This is a genomic window from Butyrivibrio sp. MC2021, assembly GCF_000621605.1.
In the GTDB taxonomy this organism is placed as follows: domain Bacteria; phylum Bacillota; class Clostridia; order Lachnospirales; family Lachnospiraceae; genus Butyrivibrio.
On sequence record NZ_JHXX01000001.1, the window covers coordinates 234,965 to 255,730 of the forward strand.

General features: G+C 41.7%; 22 protein-coding genes. All 22 read left to right on the plus strand.

All coding sequences use genetic code 11. The annotated features are described in order from the left end of the window. Nucleotides 1-18: 18 nt before the first annotated feature. The 22 genes from T359_RS0100955 to yhbY all read left to right on the plus strand — a co-directional run bounded on the left by T359_RS0100955 (nucleotide 19) and on the right by yhbY (nucleotide 20,743). Entirely contained in the window at nucleotides 19-1,938 is a 1,920-nt protein-coding gene (locus tag T359_RS0100955; protein ID WP_026515845.1) for a DNA gyrase/topoisomerase IV subunit B, read from the plus strand. Nucleotides 1,939-1,995: 57 nt separating this feature from the next. Further along, nucleotides 1,996-4,194 carry a DNA gyrase/topoisomerase IV subunit A gene (locus T359_RS0100960; protein ID WP_051544999.1) on the plus strand — a complete coding sequence of 733 codons (2,199 nt, stop codon included), beginning with the start codon at nucleotides 1,996-1,998 and terminating at the stop codon, nucleotides 4,192-4,194. Beyond that, on the plus strand, nucleotides 4,191-4,745 hold the full coding sequence (gene rsmD, locus T359_RS0100965) for a 16S rRNA (guanine(966)-N(2))-methyltransferase RsmD (protein WP_026515847.1): 555 nt from the start codon (nucleotides 4,191-4,193) through the stop codon (nucleotides 4,743-4,745). The genes T359_RS0100960 and rsmD overlap by 4 nt, the downstream gene beginning before the upstream one ends. Further along, complete coding sequence (gene coaD, locus T359_RS0100970) at nucleotides 4,745-5,263, plus strand: pantetheine-phosphate adenylyltransferase (RefSeq protein WP_026515848.1); 519 nt, start codon at nucleotides 4,745-4,747, stop codon at nucleotides 5,261-5,263. The genes rsmD and coaD overlap by 1 nt, the downstream gene beginning before the upstream one ends. 20 nt (nucleotides 5,264-5,283) lie before the next feature. Next, the gene (locus tag T359_RS18880) at nucleotides 5,284-5,961 is read left to right on the plus strand and encodes an ATPase (protein WP_035783436.1); all 678 of its coding nucleotides are present in this window, start codon (nucleotides 5,284-5,286) and stop codon (nucleotides 5,959-5,961) included. Nucleotides 5,962-6,026: 65 nt separating this feature from the next. Beyond that, nucleotides 6,027-6,761, plus strand: coding sequence for a pseudouridine synthase (locus T359_RS0100980; RefSeq protein ID WP_026515849.1), 735 nt, complete (start codon nucleotides 6,027-6,029; stop codon nucleotides 6,759-6,761). A 19-nt stretch (nucleotides 6,762-6,780) separates the two neighbouring features. Continuing rightward, complete coding sequence (locus T359_RS0100985) at nucleotides 6,781-7,386, plus strand: hypothetical protein (RefSeq protein ID WP_026515850.1); 606 nt, start codon at nucleotides 6,781-6,783, stop codon at nucleotides 7,384-7,386. A 10-nt stretch (nucleotides 7,387-7,396) separates the two neighbouring features. After that, complete coding sequence (locus T359_RS0100990) at nucleotides 7,397-8,392, plus strand: RluA family pseudouridine synthase (RefSeq protein WP_026515851.1); 996 nt, start codon at nucleotides 7,397-7,399, stop codon at nucleotides 8,390-8,392. A 2-nt stretch (nucleotides 8,393-8,394) separates the two neighbouring features. Beyond that, nucleotides 8,395-8,934 (plus strand): Holliday junction resolvase RecU, encoded by a 540-nt coding sequence (locus T359_RS0100995; protein WP_026515852.1) that lies wholly within the window; start codon nucleotides 8,395-8,397, stop codon nucleotides 8,932-8,934. 94 nt (nucleotides 8,935-9,028) lie between these two features. After that, a complete protein-coding gene (hisZ, locus tag T359_RS0101000; RefSeq protein ID WP_026515853.1) occupies nucleotides 9,029-10,144 on the plus strand; it encodes an ATP phosphoribosyltransferase regulatory subunit in 1,116 nt (371 codons plus the stop codon). Between the two features lie 11 nt (nucleotides 10,145-10,155). Beyond that, entirely contained in the window at nucleotides 10,156-10,791 is a 636-nt protein-coding gene (gene hisG, locus T359_RS0101005) for an ATP phosphoribosyltransferase (protein ID WP_026515854.1), read from the plus strand. A 3-nt stretch (nucleotides 10,792-10,794) separates the two neighbouring features. Then, the gene (gene hisD / locus T359_RS0101010; protein WP_026515855.1) at nucleotides 10,795-12,084 is read left to right on the plus strand and encodes a histidinol dehydrogenase; all 1,290 of its coding nucleotides are present in this window, start codon (nucleotides 10,795-10,797) and stop codon (nucleotides 12,082-12,084) included. 198 nt (nucleotides 12,085-12,282) lie between these two features. Beyond that, entirely contained in the window at nucleotides 12,283-12,870 is a 588-nt protein-coding gene (gene hisB, locus T359_RS0101015; RefSeq protein WP_026515856.1) for an imidazoleglycerol-phosphate dehydratase HisB, read from the plus strand. Nucleotide 12,871: 1 nt separating this feature from the next. Then, nucleotides 12,872-14,161, plus strand: coding sequence for a bifunctional phosphoribosyl-AMP cyclohydrolase/phosphoribosyl-ATP diphosphatase HisIE (hisIE, locus tag T359_RS22010; protein ID WP_026515857.1), 1,290 nt, complete (start codon nucleotides 12,872-12,874; stop codon nucleotides 14,159-14,161). A 9-nt stretch (nucleotides 14,162-14,170) separates the two neighbouring features. Continuing rightward, a complete protein-coding gene (locus T359_RS0101025) occupies nucleotides 14,171-16,051 on the plus strand; it encodes a TIGR03960 family B12-binding radical SAM protein (protein WP_026515858.1) in 1,881 nt (626 codons plus the stop codon). Then, nucleotides 16,044-16,781, plus strand: a complete 738-nt coding sequence (locus tag T359_RS18885) for a TIGR03936 family radical SAM-associated protein (RefSeq protein ID WP_051544841.1) — start codon at nucleotides 16,044-16,046, stop codon at nucleotides 16,779-16,781. Before T359_RS0101025 ends, T359_RS18885 begins: the two co-directional genes overlap by 8 nt. A gap of 2 nt (nucleotides 16,782-16,783) precedes the next feature. Further along, a complete protein-coding gene (locus tag T359_RS0101035; RefSeq protein WP_026515859.1) occupies nucleotides 16,784-17,947 on the plus strand; it encodes a ribonuclease E/G in 1,164 nt (387 codons plus the stop codon). Nucleotides 17,948-18,040: 93 nt separating this feature from the next. Continuing rightward, a complete protein-coding gene (gene rplU / locus T359_RS0101040; protein WP_026515860.1) occupies nucleotides 18,041-18,343 on the plus strand; it encodes a 50S ribosomal protein L21 in 303 nt (100 codons plus the stop codon). A 1-nt stretch (nucleotide 18,344) separates the two neighbouring features. Continuing rightward, on the plus strand, nucleotides 18,345-18,674 hold the full coding sequence (locus tag T359_RS0101045; protein ID WP_026515861.1) for a ribosomal-processing cysteine protease Prp: 330 nt from the start codon (nucleotides 18,345-18,347) through the stop codon (nucleotides 18,672-18,674). A 3-nt stretch (nucleotides 18,675-18,677) separates the two neighbouring features. Next, entirely contained in the window at nucleotides 18,678-18,965 is a 288-nt protein-coding gene (rpmA, locus tag T359_RS0101050; RefSeq protein ID WP_013280832.1) for a 50S ribosomal protein L27, read from the plus strand. Between the two features lie 111 nt (nucleotides 18,966-19,076). After that, complete coding sequence (gene obgE / locus T359_RS0101055; protein ID WP_026515862.1) at nucleotides 19,077-20,432, plus strand: GTPase ObgE; 1,356 nt, start codon at nucleotides 19,077-19,079, stop codon at nucleotides 20,430-20,432. After that, on the plus strand, nucleotides 20,432-20,743 hold the full coding sequence (gene yhbY, locus T359_RS0101060; RefSeq protein ID WP_026515863.1) for a ribosome assembly RNA-binding protein YhbY: 312 nt from the start codon (nucleotides 20,432-20,434) through the stop codon (nucleotides 20,741-20,743). The genes obgE and yhbY overlap by 1 nt, the downstream gene beginning before the upstream one ends. Nucleotides 20,744-20,766: the final 23 nt, after the last annotated feature.

The following is a 20,766-nucleotide window of genomic DNA, read 5'->3' on the forward strand; positions in this document are numbered from 1 at the left end:
TTTTTTGGGGGTTATAGCATGGCAAATGAACAATATAATGCTTCCAGCATTACCGTACTGGAGGGACTTGAGGCTGTTCGTAAGCGTCCCGGAATGTACATAGGAAGCGTTACTACAAGGGGTCTCAATCATCTGGTTTATGAGATTGTAGACAACGCTGTAGATGAACATCTTGCAGGTTTCTGCAACAAAATCCATGTTACTCTTGAAGCCGACGGATCGGCTACTGTAGAAGATAACGGTAGAGGTATTCCCGTTGAGATGCACGCCAAGGGTGTTTCCGCAGAGCGTGTTGTTTTAACCGTACTTCATGCCGGAGGAAAATTTGATAATAATGCTTATAAAACCTCAGGAGGTCTCCACGGTGTGGGATCTTCTGTTGTTAATGCGCTTTCAACAAGACTTTCTGTAGTTGTTAAGAAGGACGGATATATTTATAAAGATACTTATGAGAGAGGTATCCCAACCACCGAGTTAAAGGATGGTCTTCTGGTTCCTATCGGTACTACCAAGGAAACAGGAACAGCCATCAATTTCCTGCCTGACGATACCATTTTTGAAAAGACCAGATTCAAAGAGGATGATATCAAGTCAAGGCTTCATGAAACAGCTTATCTCAATCCGTCGCTTACCATAGTTTTCCAGGATAAAAGACCGGGAGTTGAGGAATATATAGAATTCCACGAGCCTGACGGAATCACCGGATTCATCAAGGATATGAACAAGTCCAAGGAATCTGTACATGAAGTTGTTTCCTTCAGCGGCGAGAGCGAAGGCGTTGAGGTAGAAGTAGCATTCCAGTATGTTAATGAATTCCACGAAGAGGTTCTTGGATTCTGTAATAATATCTACAATGCTGAGGGGGGCACACATCTTACCGGTTTCAAGACGATGTTTACCAACATTATTAATCAGTACGCCCGTGAGCTCAACATCCTCAAGGAAAAAGACAATAACTTCACCGGAACAGATGTAAGAAATGGAATGACTGCCGTTATTTCCATCAAACATCCGGATCCACGATTTGAAGGACAGACCAAGACCAAGCTTGATAACCAGGATGCGGCAAAGATCGTTTCTAAGATCACAAATGATGAGGTTACAAGATACTTTGACCGTAATCTTGAAACATTAAAATCAATCATCGGCTGTGCAGAAAAGGCTGCCAAGATCAGGAAAACTGAAGAAAAAGCCAAGACAAACATGCTTACCAAGCAGAAATACTCCTTTGATTCCAATGGTAAGCTGGCTAACTGTATCAGCAAAGATGCATCCAAATGCGAGATCTTTATCGTAGAGGGAGATTCCGCCGGCGGAAGTGCCAAGATGGCAAGAGACAGAAACTTCCAGGCAATCCTTCCCATCAGAGGTAAGATCCTCAACGTAGAAAAGGCCAGTATCGACAAGGTCCTTGCCAACGCAGAGATCAAGACCATGATCAATGCCTTTGGCTGCGGCTTTTCCGAAGGCTACGGCAATGATTTCGATATCAGCAAGCTTCGTTATGACAAGATCATTATCATGGCCGATGCGGACGTGGATGGTGAGCACATCTCGACTCTGCTTCTGACACTGTTTTACAGATTTATGCCTGAGCTTATATATCAGGGGCATGTTTATGTTGCTATGCCTCCGCTTTATAAGGCAGTTCCTGCAAGGGGCAAAGAGGAATACCTCTATGATGATTCAGCCCTTGCTAAATACAGAAATACACACAAGGGTTCTTTTACTCTCCAGAGATACAAAGGTCTCGGTGAGATGGATCCCGAACAGCTTTGGGAGACAACCCTGGATCCCGAAAGAAGACTTCTTAAGGCCGTGGAGATTGAAGATGCCAAGATGGCTTCCCATATGACGGAGCTTCTTATGGGCGTTGATGTCCCTCCGAGAAGAGAATTTATTCATCAGTATGCAACTGATGCGACACTTGATATTTAAAGATTTTGAGGTAAAAGCGTGGAAGACAGAATTATAAAAACCGAATATTCTGACCTGATGCAGAAATCTTTCATAGATTATGCCATGAGCGTTATCGTTGCCCGTGCACTTCCTGATATCAGAGACGGTCTTAAGCCGGTTCAGCGTAGAACCCTTTACGATATGTATGAGCTGGGTATCAGATATGACAGACCCTATAGGAAAAGTGCCAGAATTGTTGGCGATACCATGGGTAAATATCATCCTCACGGCGACAGTTCCATCTATGACTGTCTCGTTGTTATGACCCAGGACTTCAAGAAAACTGTACCTTTGGTAGACGGCCACGGTAACTTTGGCAATATAGAAGGCGACGGCGCTGCTGCCATGCGTTATACAGAGGCAAGACTCTCCAAACTTACACAGGAGAACTTCCTTGAGGACCTGGACAAAAACGTTGTTGATTTTGTTCCCAACTTTGATGAGACGGAGAAAGAGCCCTCGGTTCTTCCTGTTAAGATTCCTAATTTCCTGGTAAACGGTTCAGAAGGTATCGCTGTTGGTATGGCCACCAGCACACCTCCTCATAATCTTGCTGAGGTAATTGATGCAGAGATAGCCTATATTCAGGATGATTCTCTTACTACCAGGGATCTGATGAAGTACATCAAGGGACCGGATTTCCCTACCGGCGGCGTTGTTATCAACAAGGATGAACTCCTTAGCATATACGAGACCGGTACCGGTAAAATAAGACTTCGCGGCAAGGTTACAACGGAGAAGGGCAAGAACGGACATATCAATCTTGTAATCACCGAGATCCCTTATACCATGATCGGTATGGGAATCGGTAAGTTCATGGCAGATGTGGCAGAGCTTGCTGAGAAGAAGATCACCAATGATATTGTTGATATTTCCAATCAGTCTTCCAAGGAAGGTATCAGAATCGTAATCGAGCTTAAAAAGGATACTGATGTCGAAAATTTTACCAATCTTCTTTATAAGAAGACCAAATTGGAAGATACCTTCGGCGTAAATATGCTTGCCATAGATAACGGAAGACCCGAGACCATGTCTCTTAAGGAAATTATGAGGGCATGTGCGGATTTCCAGTTCGAAGTGGCAACCCGTAAGTACACAACTCTTCTTAAGAAAGAGCAGGACAAGAAAGAGATTCAGGAAGGTCTTATCAAGGCCTGCAACGTAATCGATCTTGTTATTGAGATATTAAGAGGCTCCAAGGACAGGCCCATGGCCAAGAACTGTCTTGTTAACGGCGTTACGGACGGAATCAACTTCAAGTCCCGTGAGTCCAAAGCAATGGCTTCTCAGCTTCTTTTTACAGATGCCCAGGCAGATGCTATTCTTGATATGAGGCTTTATAAACTCATAGGCCTTGAGCTTGACGCTTTGGTAAAAGAGCACGAGCAGACCGTAGCAAATATTTATCGCTACGAGGATATACTTGAGAGTCATGAATCCATGTCTCTGGTGATTCAGGATGAACTCAACAAGATAAAGAAGGAGTTCAGAACTCCCAGAAAGACAGAGATAGACAATAAAGAGAATGCTGTTTATGAGGAAAAACCGGTTGAAGAAATCGATGTTGCTTTCATCATGGACAGATTCGGATATGCCAAGACCATTGATGTCAATACTTATGAGAAGAACAAAGAGACTATCGAAGCAGAATTCAAGTTCTCCTTCGTTATGAAAAATACCGGAAAAGTATGCTTCTTTACCAATACCGGTAATCTTCATACCGTCAAGGCCATGGATCTTCCTCAGGCCAAGATGAGAGACAAGGGTGTACCTATCGATAATATCAGTAATTTTGATACATCCAAGGAGACTATAGTTCTTGCAGCCAGCCAGTCCGATCTCAATCTCTACAGACTTATGTTCACAACCAAGATGTCTATGATAAAGATTGTTGACGGCGGAGAATTTGATGTTTCCAAGAGAACCGTAGCTGCTACCAAGCTCAATGATGACGACGAAGTAGTCAATGTTACTGTTCTTCATGCCCAGAAAACAGTTATTTTGCGTTCCAACGAAGGATTTTTCCTTAGATTCTATGTTGAAACCGTGCCTGAAAAGAAGAAGGCTGCTGTTGGCGTAAGAGGCATGAGACTTGGCAAAAATGATTATATCAGGGATGCGTTCTTCCTTAATGACCAGGAAGAAAAAGCTATAGATCACAACGATAAGAAACTGGAACTTGGCCACCTCAAGGTAACCAGCCGTGATACGAAGGGAACAAAGGTGAGATTATGAGAGTAATTGCAGGTTCTGCAAGAAGATTAAAACTGGTAACTCCTGAAGGAAACGATACCAGACCAACCCAGGACAGGATCAAAGAAACACTTTTTAACATGATCCAGTTACAGGTTCCCGGTTCGGTATTTATTGACCTTTTCTCCGGCAGCGGCGGAATCGGTATAGAAGCTCTTTCAAGAGGCGCTAAAAAAGCATATTTCATAGAAAATGCCGCCAATGCTGTTAAGTGCATTACAGCCAATCTGAAAACCACTCATTTTGAGGATGTAGCTACTGTGCTCAAACAGGATGTTGTAATGGGGCTTCGAAATATTCATGAGCAGGAGGCTGATATTATTTTTATAGACCCTCCTTATCATGAGGATCTGTATGAGAGGACTCTTAGCCAGCTTTCAGCTATGGATTATGTAACAGAGAATACCTTGATAATCGTTGAGAGTGATGTAGATATGGACTTTTCATTTGTCGGTGACTTTGGCTTTGAAGTCAGAAGAGAAAAGGAATACAAGACAAATAAGCATGTCTTTATTTACAGAAAGGAACAATAATGAAGATTGCCGTTTATCCCGGAAGCTTTGATCCTGTGACCTATGGCCATCTGGATATTATTACACGTGCCGCCAGGATGTTTGACAAGGTAATAGTGGTTGTGATGTGCAATTCAGCTAAAACTCCATTGTTTACCCTTGATGAACGTGTTAAAATGTTAAGAGAGTCTATAAAAGACCTTAATAATGTTGAAATAGATTCCTTTGGCGGGTTAATGATCGACTACTGTAAGGAAAGAGATATTCATACAGTTATCAGGGGACTTAGAGCGATAACCGATTTTGAATATGAACTCCAGATAGCTCAGACCAATAAAGAGCTGTCTCATAACGAAGTCGATACAGTCTTTTTAACAACTTCACTGAAATATTCATATTTGAGCAGTTCTGTTGTAAAAGAAATTGCCAGCTATAATGGGGACATAACTCCTTGTGTTCCCGGCTTTATTGCGGATACTCTGTATGAAAAATTCGGACATAAAAAAACTACTACATCTGATCTCGTGGATCAGAAATAAAAAGTAGGGGGATTATTATAATGACAAGCAGGATTGAACAGCTTATCGACGAAATTGAGACCTATATTGATAATTGTAAACCACAGCCTCTTTCAGCAACCAAGATCATTGTTAACAAAGAGGAAATTGATGAACTCTTAAGAGAGCTCAGAAGTAAGACACCTGAAGAAATTAAAAGATATCAGAAGATCATCAGCAATAAAGAGGCTATTTTAAATGATGCCCGTCAGAAGGCGCAGGCCCTTATTGATGAAGCTACAGTTCATACAAACGAACTTATCAATGAACACGAGATCATGCAGCAGGCATATGCGCAGGCCAATGAAGTTGTTTCACAGGCTGCCAAGCAGGCAAAAGAGATTCTTGATAATGCCATGAACGAAGCTAACGAGATGAAGGCCTCAGCAGTTGCATACACAGACCAGCTCCTTGCGGGAGTTGAGGATGTTATTTCCCAGTCAATCGATGCTACCAGCAGAAACAATGATGATATCATTGAATCAATCAAGCAGCATAGCGTTGATCTTGTACAGTCTGTAACTGCCAGCAATGACAGCATTCTTTCTGCACTTACTCAGTACAGCGAAATAATCAGATCAAACAGAGCGGATCTTCGTCCGCCGGAGGCTGTTTCATCAGATCAGATCTATGCACAGCCCGCAGCTGAAGAATCTATAAATCTTGATATGCTTAACTGATACATACAAGGCTGCCGCTATAGCGACAGCCTTTATTGATTTAAGCAGCATTTTAGTGAGGTCTTATGCGTTTAGATAAGTTCCTGGGGACCTACGATCTAGGCACCCGCAAACAGATAAAAGAATATCTGAAAAACGGCAGATGCACAGTTAACGGTGTCGTTGTGACCAAGCCGGATGTACATGTTGATGAATCAAAGGATGAGATTTCCTTTGACGGAATCCTCCTTGAATATAGTAAATACCATTATTATATGCTTTATAAGCCCGCCGGTGTTGTTTCCGCAACAACAGACGGACGAAATGAGACGGTATTGGATCTTCTCTCAGAAGAGAATGTGAAGGGCTTAAGCCCCGCAGGAAGACTTGATATTGATACAGAGGGACTTCTCCTTTTGACGGATGACGGAGGCCTTATTCATAGACTTCTTTCTCCCAAAAAGCATGTTGATAAGGTGTATGAGGTACATCTTGCTCACGAGCTGTCTGACAATGATATCAGCAAGTTGGAAGCCGGAGTAAATATCGGAGATCTTAGGGACGATGGAAGTCCTGATCTTACACTTCCTGCCCGGATAGAAGTTGCTTCTCCTGATGAAGAGGGACGTCCTGTGGTTCTTTTGACCATACATGAGGGTAGATTCCATCAGGTCAAGAGAATGATGGAAGCAGTCGGAAATGAAGTACTGTTTTTAAAGAGACTTTCCATGGGCCCGCTGAAGCTTGATGAAAGTCTTTCTCCCGGTGAGTATAGGAAACTTACCGAAGAGGAGCTTAAAGCGCTTAATGTAAGCGAATAATATTATTTATGGAGTAATTATGAGTTCTAAAGTTTATAAGGGCGATTTTGGATATATCAAGTACAGGAGAAAGGTTGCCATTATCAGGACTGCCATCTGTCTTTTGATTGCGGTGGGGCTGTATGTGGCAGGACTTTTGATCTTTAAGACCCAGAAAAATGGTCTTAGCATTATAGCAGCACTTAGCTGTCTTCCCACCGGTTGGAGCGGAGTTAATCTTGTAATGCTTCTTAAGGCTTCTTTTTGCAACGACAGTGATCATGAAAAGATAGAGAAGAGTAAGGGTGGTCTTTTGATACATTATGACCACGTTATTACCTCTTATGAGACCAATTATAATATTGATGCCTCTACAGTACTGGACAAGAATATCTGCATGTATTCCTCCGATCCCAAGATGGATATAAAGGACTGTGAGAAGCATATCAAAAAGATGGTGGCTCAAAGCGGTTATTCCAGCTACAGCATAAAGATTTTTAAGGATATTGATCAGTTCTGCAGCAGATTGGAACAGCTTGAGAAACTCAGGGCTGAAAAGGATATCGATCCTCAGGCTATAGAGGATGCCTGGGTTCCCGGAACAGTGCAGACCGCAGCATCAGTTCTTCTTTCAATATCATTATAATCGGAGCAATATGAAAGAAATCGTAATCGGAGAAAACCAAATAGATAAGAGGCTTGACGGGTTCCTGAAATCCTATTTTCCGGAAGCTTCCACCGGCTTTTTATACAAAATGCTTCGTAAGAAAAATATTACCTTAAACGGTAAAAAGGCCTCCGGAACTGAGAAACTCAAAGTTGGAGATAAGATCAATATCTTTTTTTCTGATGAAACCTTTGAGAAGTTTAAGGGAAAGAGCAGCAATGCATCATCAGCTGAGCCTTTTTCCGCAAAAGAGGCAGAGGCTATAAAAAGTCTTGGAGATATTAAGATCATTTTTGAGGATAAAAATATTATCCTTGTAAATAAGCCTGCCGGCGTACTTACACAGAAGGCTACGCCGAAAGATATAAGTCTAAATGACTGGCTGATCTTTTATCTTTATAACAAGGGCGAGGTTACTGCTGAAAGTCTTGATACTTACAGACCTTCCGTATGTAACAGACTTGACAGAAATACCAGCGGCCTTGTCATATGTGCCAAGTCCCTTTTGGGTGCCCGCACCATGAATGGGCTTCTGAAGGACAGGAATGTTCATAAGTACTACAGGACCATTGTCAGTGGCAAACTTTCTGAACAGATTACGTTAAAGGGCTATTTGTACAAGGATGAAGAGAAAAACAAGGTCTTTATCAAAAAGGAAGACCCTAAAGATGACAGATATACCTATATAGAGACCGAATACAGGCCGGTTAGCTATGATCGGGACAAGGACCTGACTCTTTTGGAGGTCAAGCTTATTACCGGTAAGCCCCATCAGATCAGGGCTCACCTTGCAAGTATTTCTCATCCTATAATAGGAGATGTAAAATACGGCGGTCAGAAGATCGGCTCACTTAAATATCAGCTTCTTCACAGCTACAGACTTATCTTTCCCGAGGATCTTCCTGATGCATTTGGGGACATTCGGGGAAAAGAATACAGAGCAGAGCTTCCTGCAATATTCGGGAAGTTCTTCAAAGAGGGGTAATAATGCCAACCTGGAAATCGAGAGGTCTTAGAGGTTCAACTTTAGAGGATATGATAAACAGGACTAATGAGCGCTATCTGGAGCTCTCTCTGGCCCTTATACAGAAGATTCCTACACCTATAACACCTATAACCATCGAAAAAGAAACAAGGCATATTACCCTTGCATATTTTGATCAAAAAAGTACCGTGGACTATATCGGAGTAGTTCAGGGTATTCCTGTATGTTTTGACGCAAAAGAGTGTGCTGCCGAAACTTTTGCTCTTGAAAACATCCATCCCCATCAGGTTTCCTTTATGGATAGCTTTGAAAAACAGGATGGTATCGCATTTTTTCTTATTTACTATACCGGCAGAAATGAGTTCTATTATTTACCCTACAGACAATTGAATGAATTTTGGAAACGAGCCGAAAATGGCGGCCGTAAGAGCTTTAGAAGAGATGAACTGGATGATTCTTTTGTGATTAAATCCCCAGGGGATAACGGGCTTTTGATTCCCTATCTGGATGCCATACAGCTGGATCTGGACAGGCGGGATTGATATATTGTTGACAATAATCAGGCTTTAAGTTACAATCTTTATTATATTAGCGAATTATCACACTACCACTGTACCATAATAAAGTGAGGTTAACATGACTAAAGTTTTATTACATACACCTGACGGTGTAAGAGACATTTACGGAAAAGAGTGCAGCGATCGGATTATTGTTACTGAGAAAATCCATAACAAGATGAAGCTTTTTGGCTACGAAGACATGGATACTCCTACCTTTGAATTCTTTGATGTTTTTGCAGAGGAGATCAATGCCACCGATGCCAAGGAATTATATAAGTTTTTTGATAAAGAAGGTAACACATTGGTTCTAAGGCCTGACTTTACACCTTCTGTGGCCAGATGTGCTTCCAAATCAATGCTGGATAACGGCAATCCTGTGAGAGTAGCTTATCAGGGCAAGTCATTTCTTAATGTCTCCAACCTGCAGGGCAAACTCAAGGAAAATTATAATATCGGCGTTGAGCTTTTTAATGATGATTCTGTCTATGCAGACGCTGAGATGATTGCTCTTTTGATCGAATCCCTAAAGAGCACCGGACTTAACGATTTCCAGGTTAGTATCGGTGATGCTGATTATTACAAGGGGATCTGCGAAGATGCCGGAATTGATGACGAGACAGAGGCCCTGATCAGAGAGCAGATTGTTCAGAAGAACTATTTTGCTGCTGAGAGCATTATGGCTGAGAGATCAATTCCTGAGAAATATAAAGACCTTTTAGTTAAGGTATCGGAATTTATCGGTTCTGATGAGGCCCTTAATAATGCTGAGAAGGAAGTTACCAATCAGAGATCCCTTTCGGCTATCAAGAGGCTCAAACGCTTGTATCAGGTGTTGAAAGAGTATGACTGCAACCAGTATGTATCCTTTGATCTTGGCATGCTCAGCAAATTCAACTATTACACCGGAGTTATCTTCAGCGCGTATACCTATGGCGTCGGAGATGCTATAGCCAAGGGCGGCAGATATGATTCCCTTCTTGGCAAGTACGGAAAAGAGTCACCGGCTATAGGCTTTGTTATCATCCTGGATGACCTTATGTCTGCTCTTTACAGACAGAATCTTGATATTGAACATGAACAGGCACCCTTGTTACTGGAATTTGACGAAAGCACTTTTGAAGCACAGTTATCAAAGGCTGCTGAGCTCAGAAAGCAGGGACAGAAGGTAGCTCTTGCTTATAAGAAAGGTTAACAGGTGAATTTATGAGATATCTTACTTTTGCCCTTGGAAAGGGACGTCTGGTGGATTCCACCATGGAAATTCTGAAGAAATGCGGCATAGAATGTGAGGAAATTCTTGATAAAAAGACGAGAAAGCTGATTTTTACCAACGAGGAACTGAAGCTTAAGTTCTTCCTGGCAAAGGGCCCTGATGTTCCCACATATGTTGAATACGGTGCAGCTGACATCGGTATTGTGGGCGCTGATACCATTATGGAAGAAAACAGAAGAGTATACGAGGTTCTTGACCTTGGCTTTGGCAAATGCAGAATGTGCGTATGCGGACCACATGATGCGAAAGAACTTTTAGAGCATAGAGAAATGATCCGTGTTGCCAGCAAATATCCCAACATCGCCAAGGATTATTTCTTTAATCAGAAGCACCAGACAGTTGATATCATTAAGCTGAACGGCTCTGTGGAGCTTGGCCCTATCGTTAATTTATCGGATGTTATTGTTGATATTGTAGAGACAGGATCCACCCTCAGAGAGAATGGCCTTGAGGTTTTGGAGGAAATTTGTCCTCTTTCCGCAAGGATGATCGTCAACCAGGTCAGCATGCAGATGGAGACGGAAAGAATTAGAAAACTTATCAATGCAATGAAGGAGAACCTTTGATATATGAAAATCTATGAACTTACAGAGGAAACAAAAAATGAACTTCTGGGTAATCTTCTTGGAAGAAATCCCGGAAGTTATTCAGAATATGAAGCAACAGTAAATGATATAATAACAGATATCAGGAAAAACGGAGACGCCGCTTTATTTGAATACACAAGGAAGTTTGACAAATGCGAAATCACTCCTGAAAACATCCTTGTTACAAGAGAAGAGATTGAGGAAGCATACAAAAAACTTGATCCGGCTTTTGTTGAAGTAATGAAAAAAAGCGCTGAGAATATCAGAGTCTTTCACGAGAAACAAAAGAGAAATTCCTGGATAGATACAAAGGAAGACGGCAGCATCCTGGGCCAGAGGATCATGCCTATTGAGATCTCCGGTGTATATGTTCCCGGAGGCAAGGCTGCATATCCTTCAAGCGTTCTTATGAATGTTGTTCCTGCCAAGGTTGCAGGTGTTGAAAGAATTATTATGTGCACACCTCCCGGAAAGGATGGAAGCGTCAATCCCGGCACACTTGTGGCTGCTGACATAGCAGGTGTTACTGAAGTATACAAAGCCGGTGGAGCACAGGCTATTGCAGCTATGGCTTTCGGAACAGAGAGTGTACCCAAGGTTGATAAAATAACAGGTCCCGGAAACATTTTCGTTGCTCTTGCCAAGAAGGCATGTTTTGGACACGTATCAATTGATTCTATTGCAGGCCCCAGTGAAATTCTTGTTCTCGCCGACGAAACCGCCAATCAAAGATACGTGGCTGCGGATCTTTTATCTCAGGCAGAACATGATGAAATGGCAAGCGCTATTCTTGTAACAACTTCAGAGGAAGTTGCCAAAAAAGTTTCTAAAGAAATAGAAGAATTTTTGAAGACTCTTTCAAGAAGTGAAATCATAAGAAAGTCATTGGATAACTACGGATATATTTTTGTAGCCAAGACCATGGAAGATGCAATTGATGCCGCTAATGCTGTTGCATCCGAACACCTTGAGATCATTACCAGGAATCCTTTTGAAGTTATGACCAAAATCAAGAATGCCGGTGCGATATTCCTTGGCGAATACTCATCTGAGCCTCTCGGAGACTATTACGCCGGACCTAACCACATTCTTCCTACCAACAGAACTGCAAGATTCTTCTCACCCTTAAATGTTGATGATTTCATGAAAAAGACCAGCATTATCGCATATTCCAGAGAAGGCCTTGAGAAAGTTCATGAGGATATCGAGCTCTTTGCTAAGGAAGAGGGACTTACTGCACATGCTAACTCCATAGCTGTTAGGTTTAACTGATTTAGTCAACGCCATAGAGGATTGACTGATATAGATAATAACGATAATATATCATATGTAATTGCAATAACAGCTTCTAAATTGCAAGAAGACTTTCTAAATTATCTATAAAATGCAAGTTTTATAAATAGTTTAGAATTCAAACAACAATATTTTGTAATCATAATAGCGGAGATACTAATTATGGAAAACGAGATTGTGAGCAGAATTGCAACAATAAAACGCGCAACAAAAGAGACTGACATTGAAATCACACTGAATTTGGACGGTTCCGGACAGGTTGAGATAGAAACCGGCATAGGATTTTTTGATCATATGCTTGAAGGATTTGCCAGACATGGTCTTTTTGACCTCAAAGTGAAGGTTAAGGGAGATCTGAATGTTGACGGACATCACACTGTTGAGGATACCGGAATAGTTCTCGGTAAAGCCATTGCAGAAGCAATTGGCGATAAGAAGGGCATCAGGAGATACGGCAGCATGATTCTTCCCATGGACGAGTCTCTGGTTATGAGCGCTGTTGATCTCTGTGGAAGACCATATTTTGTTATGGATGCTGACTTCACAGCTCCTATGGTTGGAGATTTTGATACCCAGCTTGTTCGCGAGTTTTTCTATGCTGTTTCTTGTAATGCTGCCATGAATCTCCACTTGAGAGTAATTACAGGTATTAACGATCACCATAAGATTGAAGCAATGTTCAAAGCCTTTGCAAAAGCTTTGGACGAAGCCTCAAGCTATGACCCTAGGATTAAAGACGTTCTCAGTACAAAAGGAGCCTTATAATATGAGTTTTAAAAAGCGTTTTATCCCTTGTATATATCTGAAAGACGGAAAGGCAATGTCTGATTTTGATTCAGATGTATGTTTATTTGAATCAGCTGTGGAAGCAGCTGAAAAATACAGCAACAATGGCGCTGATGAGATACTTGTTTTTGACCTTTCCCAGGCAGGAAATGATAAGGCTCATGAAGCAGCCCTTGATGTTCTTAAGGATATCTGTAAGGCCTCAGATGTGCCTGTTATAGGCGCCGGCAATGTCAAGAGAATGGAAGATATCAAGAAACTTCTTTATGCCGGATGCAAGAGAGCCTGTCTTGATTATTCCGATGGACTTAATGTGGAGATCACCGAAGAAGTATCTGATAAATTCGGTAAAGATAAGATTCTTATAACATACAGACAGAAAGCTGATATTCTTTCAAACAAGGAAAAAGCTGAAAAATATTGTGAGGAACTGGTTTGCCTATCCGGTAAAGAGGATGAGATTGTTTCGGATACTGACCTTCCGGTGATCATTTTTGCTGATGCTGATTTTACCGGTGAAGTGACAGGGCTTTTAACTGATGAGAGACTTTCCGGAATTAGCGGCCCTTTTATTTCTGAGAATTCTGATAAGATTGATGGATATAAAACCGAATGTTTATCCAAGAATATCCCTATCGATGTTCTAGAGCCTGAATTTTCTTTTGCCGATCTTAAAAAGAACTCAGACGGCATGGTTCCTGTTATTGTTCAGGACTATCGCACGGATCAGGTTTTGATGTTGGCATATATGAACGAAGAAGCATATAATAATACTTTGAAGACAGGAAAGATGACCTACTTTTCCAGAAGTCGTAATGAGCTCTGGCTTAAGGGTGAAACCAGCGGTCATTTCCAGTATGTGAAGTCTCTTTATGCTGACTGTGACCTTGATACCATCCTTGCGAAGGTCAAGCAGATTGGCGCAGCCTGCCACACCGGCAGCTATTCTTGCTTCTATAACGAGATTGCCAGCAAGCAGTATAGCGAAAAGAATCCTCAGAAGGTTCTGGATAGTGTCTATGAGGTCATAAAAGACCGTAAAGTTAATCCGAGACAGGGTTCTTATACCAATTACCTTTTTGACAAAGGTATCGACAAGATCCTCAAGAAGGTTGGTGAAGAGGCTACAGAGATGGTTATAGCCGCGAAGAACCCCAATGACAACGAAGTGGTTTACGAAATGTCTGATTTCCTGTATCATATGATGGTCCTTATGGCTGAAAAAAATGTCAGCTGGGAGGATATTACCGACGAACTGTCACGAAGATAAGGAAAAGATATGAATTATAATTTAGCTCTTTCAGATGACATCCTGCTTAGTATCGAGAAACCGGAAAGATATATAGGCAACGAAGTCAACTCGGTTACAAAAGACAAATCTAAGGTTGATATCAGATTTGCCTTTTGTTTTCCTGATGTTTACGAAATAGGAATGTCTCATCTGGGAATTCAGATTTTGTACGGAATGTTTAACTCTTATGAAGATGTTTGGTGTGAGAGGGTTTATTCACCCTGGACCGACATGGATGAACTTCTTCGGAGTAAAAACATTCCGCTTTTTGCGCTTGAATCACAGGATCCGGTAAAAGACTTTGATTTCCTGGGATTCACAATTCAATATGAGATGTGTTACACCAACATTCTCCAGGTGCTTGATCTTTCAGGCATACCGCTTCTGACTAAAGACAGGACCTGGGATGATCCTATTGTCATCGGTGGTGGCCCTTGTACTTATAATCCTGAGCCCATTGCTGATTTCTTTGACATTTTCTATATCGGTGAAGGTGAAACCAGATACAGAGAGCTATTTGATCTCTACAAAAAGGCTAAGGCTGAGGGCATTTCCAGAGAAGATTTCCTCCATGAATGTGCCAAGATCCCCGGAATCTATGTTCCTTCACTCTTTGATATTTCCTACAAGGAAGACGGAATAATTGCAGAGATCAGGCCTGTTTATGATGACATACCTGCAACAATCAAAAAGGAAATGTGTCTTGACCTGAATGACATGTTTTATCCTACCAAGCCCGTTGTACCCTATATCAAGATCACTCAGGACAGAGTGGTTCTTGAAGTTATGCGTGGCTGCATCAGAGGTTGTAGGTTCTGTCAGGCAGGACAGCTCTATAAACCTCTCAGGGAAAAGAACGTTGAGAGACTTAAAAAGCTTGCGCTTGAAGCCCTGGCAAATACCGGATATGAGGAGATTTCTCTCAGCTCGTTGAGTTCAAGCGATTACACACAGCTTCCTGAGCTCATCGACTTCCTGATCGAACATTGTAATGAGAAGAAGATAAATATATCACTGCCATCTCTTAGAATTGATGCGTTCTCTCTTGATGTAATGAGCAAGGTTCAGGACGTAAAAAAGAGCAGTCTTACGTTTGCTCCTGAGGCCGGAACCCAGAGAATGAGGGATGTTATCAATAAGGGACTTACTGAAGAGGATATTTTAAGAGGCTCTCAGCAGGCATTTCTGGGTGGCTGGAATAAGGTTAAGCTTTACTTTATGCTGGGACTTCCCGGTGAAACCGATGATGATATTCTCGGAATCGGAGATATATCCAACAAGATTGCTGCTCTTTACTATGAGACTCTTCCCAAGGATAAACGTAACGGAAGAGCAATTGATATCGTAGCCAGCACTTCATTCTTTGTACCAAAGCCCTTTACACCATTCCAGTGGGCAAGAATGAACACCAAGGAGGAATTCCTTGATAAGGCCAATAAGACCAGAAAAGGAATCATGGCTCAGATCAATCAGAAGCATATCAAATACAACTGGCATGAAGCTGATGCCAGTATGATGGAAGGTGTTCTGGCAAGAGGCGACAGAAAGCTTTGCAAGGTAATCCTGGAAGCCTATAAGAAGGGCTGCATTTTCGATGCCTGGGGCGAGTACTTCAAATTTGATGTATGGATGGATACCTTTAAGGAATGTGGCGTTGATCCGTTCTTCTATACCACAAGAAATCGCACCGATGACGAGATATTCCCATGGGATATGATAGATGCCGGCGTTACCAAGGCATTCCTTTTAAGAGAATGGCACGCTTCACAGGAAGGCAAAAAGTCTTCAAACTGCAGACAGCAGTGTCTTGGCTGCGGTGCGGCTTCCTATGGAGTAGGTGTATGTAAGGAGGGCCGAAACAATGCATAAATTAAGACTTAAATTCAGCAAAAACGGTCCCATCAAGTTCATTGGACATTTGGACGTAATGCGATATTTTCAGAAAGCCATCAGAAGAGCTGATATAGATGTTAAGTATTCTGAAGGTTTCAGCCCTCATCAGGTGATCTCTTTTGCCCAGCCATTGAGTGTTGGTGCCACCAGTGACGGCGAATATATGGATATGACTGTAAACTCCATGACTTCAACTCAGGATATCATGGACAGACTCAACAGCGTTATGAATGAAGGAATCAAGATCCTTGCAGTTACTGAGCTTTCCGACAAGGATGGCAAGGCTATGACATCATCCTTCGCTGCAAGGTACAAACTTTCCTTCAGAGAAAATCTTATGCCTGACTTTGACTGGACTTCAGAATTTGAGAAATATATCTCTCAGGACAAACTTCCTGCCATGAAGAAGACCAAGAGCGGTGAAAAAGAGATCGACATGAGGCCTATGATCTTTGAATACAGTCTTGATAAGGATGCCAAGGAGCTTGATATTCTCCTTAGTATGAGCAGCGCAGCTACCTTAAAGCCTACGCTTTTGTTTGAAGGCTTCTTTGCTTTTGAAGGAAAAGAATTCAACAAGAATGCTCTTAAGATTCACAGAGTTGATACCTATAAAGAGGGCTTTGAAGGCGAAAAGCACTATACTGAGCCTTTTATAACGGATGATACCTCAAAAAGGTTTTATTTAAGCGATGCACAGGTGTAATCATGAATCAGGCTATGATCATTAAGTCGAAGTATAACGGCATTCCTCTGGTAGCTGCGCTTATAGACGATAAGCTTGAGTTTATCTCTTTTGTCAGGGCCAGAGAAACCGGAAACATATATCTGGGCAGGGTTGACCATATTGTTAAGAACCTGAATGCAGCTTTTGTCAGATATTCAGAGGACAAGATTGGCTATTTGCCAATGGATAACATCAATAAAGCATGTGTTATCAATAGAAGCCTTTCCGATACTGATAAACTTCGTGCACAGGATGAAATAATAGTCCAGGTCGATTCCGAGGCTATTAAGACTAAGAAGACCAAGCTCACAACAACCATTTCAGTTTCCGGGAAGTATTGTGTTGTTACTCTGGGGCGAAACGGTGTCGGATGTTCTCTAAAGATTGAGGACAGCCTCAGGCGAATTCTTACAGAAGTGCTTAAGGAAAAATGTAAAGATCTTCTTGCGGATAATACAATTGGTATCCTGGTAAGAACAGATGCTGCTTATCTGAAAGAGGATGAGCGATTTGATATCCTGATGGAAGACATAAAGAAGCAGTATGATCGCCTTCAGGAGTTGATTAAGTGCGGAAGGACCCGTACTACAGGAACATTGCTTTATTGTGCTGACGGTGACAGCGATGATCCCATGGATCCACACATTACCAGGGCTGTCAATTTCCTCAGGTCCCACGGTATAGATTCATATGATATAAAAGAGGATTCCGGAATCTGGGGAATAGGCTCCAAGATCCAGGAACTTCTAAAGAGCAGAGTATGGCTCAAAAGCGGTGCTTATCTTATAATTGAACAGCTTGAGAGCTTCAATGCCATTGATGTAAATACAGGAAAGGCCATTCAGGGTAAGAACGATATATCTGAGAAAGTTAATCTGGAAGCTGCCAAAGAGATCATGAGGCAGATAAGACTACGTAATCTTACCGGCATGATTCTTATAGATTTCATTAATATGAAAAATGAAGAATCTAACGAAAGACTTATATCGGAAGTTAAGAATCTTTGCAGACTTGACCCTGTACATACCAACTTTATCGATGTTACCGGCCTTGGCATTATGGAGCTTACAAGAAACAAAAACGATAAATCGCTGAAAGAAATATTAAAAGATGAGAGTTTAGATGTTGACATTATAAAACAATAGTGTTAATATATCATGGTATGCCGCTTAACTAGGCATAAGTGGGCCCTTTAGCCCCGCCGAAGTTAGCGAGTTTTTTGAAGAAGGAGGTAACTTATGTACGCAATTATTGTAACTGGTGGTAAGCAGTACAAGGTTTCCGAGGGAGATCAGATCAAAGTTGAGAAGCTTGATGTTGAATCCGGAAAAGAAGTAACATTTGATGTTATTGCAGTAAATGATGGTACTCTTAAGGTTGCTGGCGATGTTAGCGCAGCAAAGGTTAGCGCAACTGTTGTTGAGCAGGGCCGTGATAAGAAGGTTATCGTTTACAAGTACAAGAGAAAGACAGGCTATCACAAGAAGAATGGTCACAGACAGCCTTTCACTCTCGTAAAGATCAACAAGATCTCATTATAATATGACATCAATTATTTTCACCAAGACATCCAATGATGCTTATAAGAGTATTGAGTGCAACGGACATGCCGGTTTTGATGATTACGGCAACGACATAGTTTGTTCCGCAATTTCAGTCCTTACTATCAACACCATCAATTCTCTTGATACACTTACAGGAGATGAGATCGATGTTTTTCAGGATGAGGACAAGGGTATCATAAGATTTTCCTTTTTACAGGAACCATCTCATGATGCAGACCTATTAATAAGATCATTCGAACTTGGTATTGAATCAATTTATCAGCAATATGGTAAAAAGTATTTGAACATTAAATTTAGGAGGGAATAAGTCATGATGAATATGAACCTTCAATTTTTTGCTCATAAGAAGGGTGTTGGATCAACCAAGAACGGTAGAGATTCAGAATCCAAGAGACTTGGAGCAAAAAGAGCTGACGGACAATTCGTAAAGGCCGGTAATATTTTATACAGACAGCGTGGAACACACATTCATCCTGGTGTTAATGTTGGAATCGGTAGCGATGACACATTATTTGCACTTGTTGATGGTGTTCTTAGATTTGAGCGCAAGGGCAGAGATAAAAAGCAGGCTAGCGTTCATCCTGTAGAGAATAAGTAATCAGGTATTTAATCGGGCTTCAAACTTATAAACAGTTTGAAGCCTTATTTTTTGAAATAGAATTTGTTATTATATTATTAGTACCCGAAGACAACATAAGAGGATTTGGACATGCCTGTATTTGTAGATAAAGCGAAAATATTTATATCCAGCGGAAAAGGTGGAGACGGCCACATCTCCTTCAGACGAGAAAAATTTGTGGCTAACGGCGGCCCCGACGGTGGAGACGGAGGAAAAGGCGGAGATATCATCTTTCAGGTAGATGAAGGCCTTAATACTCTTGCGGACTTCCATTACGGCGGAAAATATAAAGCCGAAAACGGTCAGGATGGAAACAAGAGACGTTGCCATGGTAAGAACGGCAGCGACCTTATCATAAAGGTTCCTGAAGGAACTGTAATAAAAGAAGCAGAGAGCGGCAAGGTCATTGCAGATATGAGCCGCGATAATAAAGAAATGGTAGTCCTTAAGGGCGGAAAAGGCGGAAATGGCAATATGCATTACGCCACATCCACCATGCAGGCACCAAAATATGCACAGCCCGGACAGCCCGCCCTGGAGCTCGAGGTTCTTTTGGAGCTTAAGGTTATTGCTGATGTGGGCCTGGTTGGATTCCCCAATGTTGGAAAATCAACTTTCCTTTCCAAGGTATCCAATGCAAAGCCCAAGATTGCCAATTATCATTTCACAACCCTTACTCCAATGCTTGGTGTAGTGGACCTTGATGATGCAAGAGGCTTCGTTGTGGCTGATATTCCCGGTCTTATAGAGGGAGCATCAGAGGGCGCAGGACTTGGCCATGAGTTCCTTCGCCATATTGAGAGAACAAGAATGATGATCCATGTGGTGGATGCAGCGTCAACAGAAGGACGTGATCCCCTGGAGGATATCGAACTCATCAACAACGAGCTCGCAGGATACAATGCAGATATCACCAAAAAGCCACAGGTTATTGCTGCCAATAAGATAGATATGCTTCCTGAAGGCGAAGACGCAGAGATAATTCAGAAGATAAGGGATCAGTATGAACCCCTTGGAGTCAAGGTTTTTGCCATATCTACCCTAACTGGAAAAGGGGTTAATGAACTGTTATACTATGTAAGTAGGACGCTTTCCGAGATCCAGGAGAAGCCTATTGTATTTGAACAGGAATACTTCCCTGAGGAGGCTCTCAGAACAGCGGATGAGGCCTTTGAAGTATTTTACGACCAGGAAGAAGCAGAATATGTTATTGAAGGACCTAAGATTGAAAAGATGCTTGGTTACACCAATCTTGAATCCGAAAAAGGTTTCGCATTCTTCCAGAAGTTCCTTGCTGATAACGGAATTCTCGATGAACTTGAGAAGCTCCATATTCAGGAAGGCGATACAGTCAGAATGTATGGATTCAAATTTGAATATTACAGAAACGCAGATACTCAGCCTGTGTTTGATGATTCAGTAGAAGATGAAGAGGAAGAAGAGTAATGACACTTACAAGTAAACAAAGAGCTTATTTAAAGAGCCTTGCGGCTGATCTTGAGCCCGTTTTCCAGATCGGAAAAGCAACTGTTACCCCTGAAATAACAAGCGCTATCGAAGAGACCTTCAATACCCATGAGCTTGTTAAGATAACTGTTCTTAAGAACTGCGTTGAGGATGTTAAGGACGTAGCTGTGACAGTTTCAGAGAGAACCAGATCTGAGCTTGTTCAGGTTATCGGAAGAAGATTTGTGCTTTATAAGCCCTTTAAGTATGAACCTAAGATTATTTTACCCAAGGCGTCAAAGAAGAACTGATAATATTCTATTTATACCAGAGG

Coding starts and splice junctions, on each gene's coding strand:
- T359_RS0100955 (WP_026515845.1), top strand. CDS start 19: ATGGCAAATGAACAATATAATGCTTCCAGCATTACCGTACTGGAGGGA.
- T359_RS0100960 (WP_051544999.1), top strand. CDS start 1,996: ATGCAGAAATCTTTCATAGATTATGCCATGAGCGTTATCGTTGCCCGT.
- rsmD (WP_026515847.1), top strand. CDS start 4,191: ATGAGAGTAATTGCAGGTTCTGCAAGAAGATTAAAACTGGTAACTCCT.
- coaD (WP_026515848.1), top strand. CDS start 4,745: ATGAAGATTGCCGTTTATCCCGGAAGCTTTGATCCTGTGACCTATGGC.
- T359_RS18880 (WP_035783436.1), top strand. CDS start 5,284: ATGACAAGCAGGATTGAACAGCTTATCGACGAAATTGAGACCTATATT.
- T359_RS0100980 (WP_026515849.1), top strand. CDS start 6,027: ATGCGTTTAGATAAGTTCCTGGGGACCTACGATCTAGGCACCCGCAAA.
- T359_RS0100985 (WP_026515850.1), top strand. CDS start 6,781: ATGAGTTCTAAAGTTTATAAGGGCGATTTTGGATATATCAAGTACAGG.
- T359_RS0100990 (WP_026515851.1), top strand. CDS start 7,397: ATGAAAGAAATCGTAATCGGAGAAAACCAAATAGATAAGAGGCTTGAC.
- T359_RS0100995 (WP_026515852.1), top strand. CDS start 8,395: ATGCCAACCTGGAAATCGAGAGGTCTTAGAGGTTCAACTTTAGAGGAT.
- hisZ (WP_026515853.1), top strand. CDS start 9,029: ATGACTAAAGTTTTATTACATACACCTGACGGTGTAAGAGACATTTAC.
- hisG (WP_026515854.1), top strand. CDS start 10,156: ATGAGATATCTTACTTTTGCCCTTGGAAAGGGACGTCTGGTGGATTCC.
- hisD (WP_026515855.1), top strand. CDS start 10,795: ATGAAAATCTATGAACTTACAGAGGAAACAAAAAATGAACTTCTGGGT.
- hisIE (WP_026515857.1), top strand. CDS start 12,872: ATGAGTTTTAAAAAGCGTTTTATCCCTTGTATATATCTGAAAGACGGA.
- T359_RS0101025 (WP_026515858.1), top strand. CDS start 14,171: ATGAATTATAATTTAGCTCTTTCAGATGACATCCTGCTTAGTATCGAG.
- T359_RS18885 (WP_051544841.1), top strand. CDS start 16,044: ATGCATAAATTAAGACTTAAATTCAGCAAAAACGGTCCCATCAAGTTC.
- T359_RS0101035 (WP_026515859.1), top strand. CDS start 16,784: ATGAATCAGGCTATGATCATTAAGTCGAAGTATAACGGCATTCCTCTG.
- rplU (WP_026515860.1), top strand. CDS start 18,041: ATGTACGCAATTATTGTAACTGGTGGTAAGCAGTACAAGGTTTCCGAG.
- T359_RS0101045 (WP_026515861.1), top strand. CDS start 18,345: ATGACATCAATTATTTTCACCAAGACATCCAATGATGCTTATAAGAGT.
- rpmA (WP_013280832.1), top strand. CDS start 18,678: ATGATGAATATGAACCTTCAATTTTTTGCTCATAAGAAGGGTGTTGGA.
- obgE (WP_026515862.1), top strand. CDS start 19,077: ATGCCTGTATTTGTAGATAAAGCGAAAATATTTATATCCAGCGGAAAA.
- yhbY (WP_026515863.1), top strand. CDS start 20,432: ATGACACTTACAAGTAAACAAAGAGCTTATTTAAAGAGCCTTGCGGCT.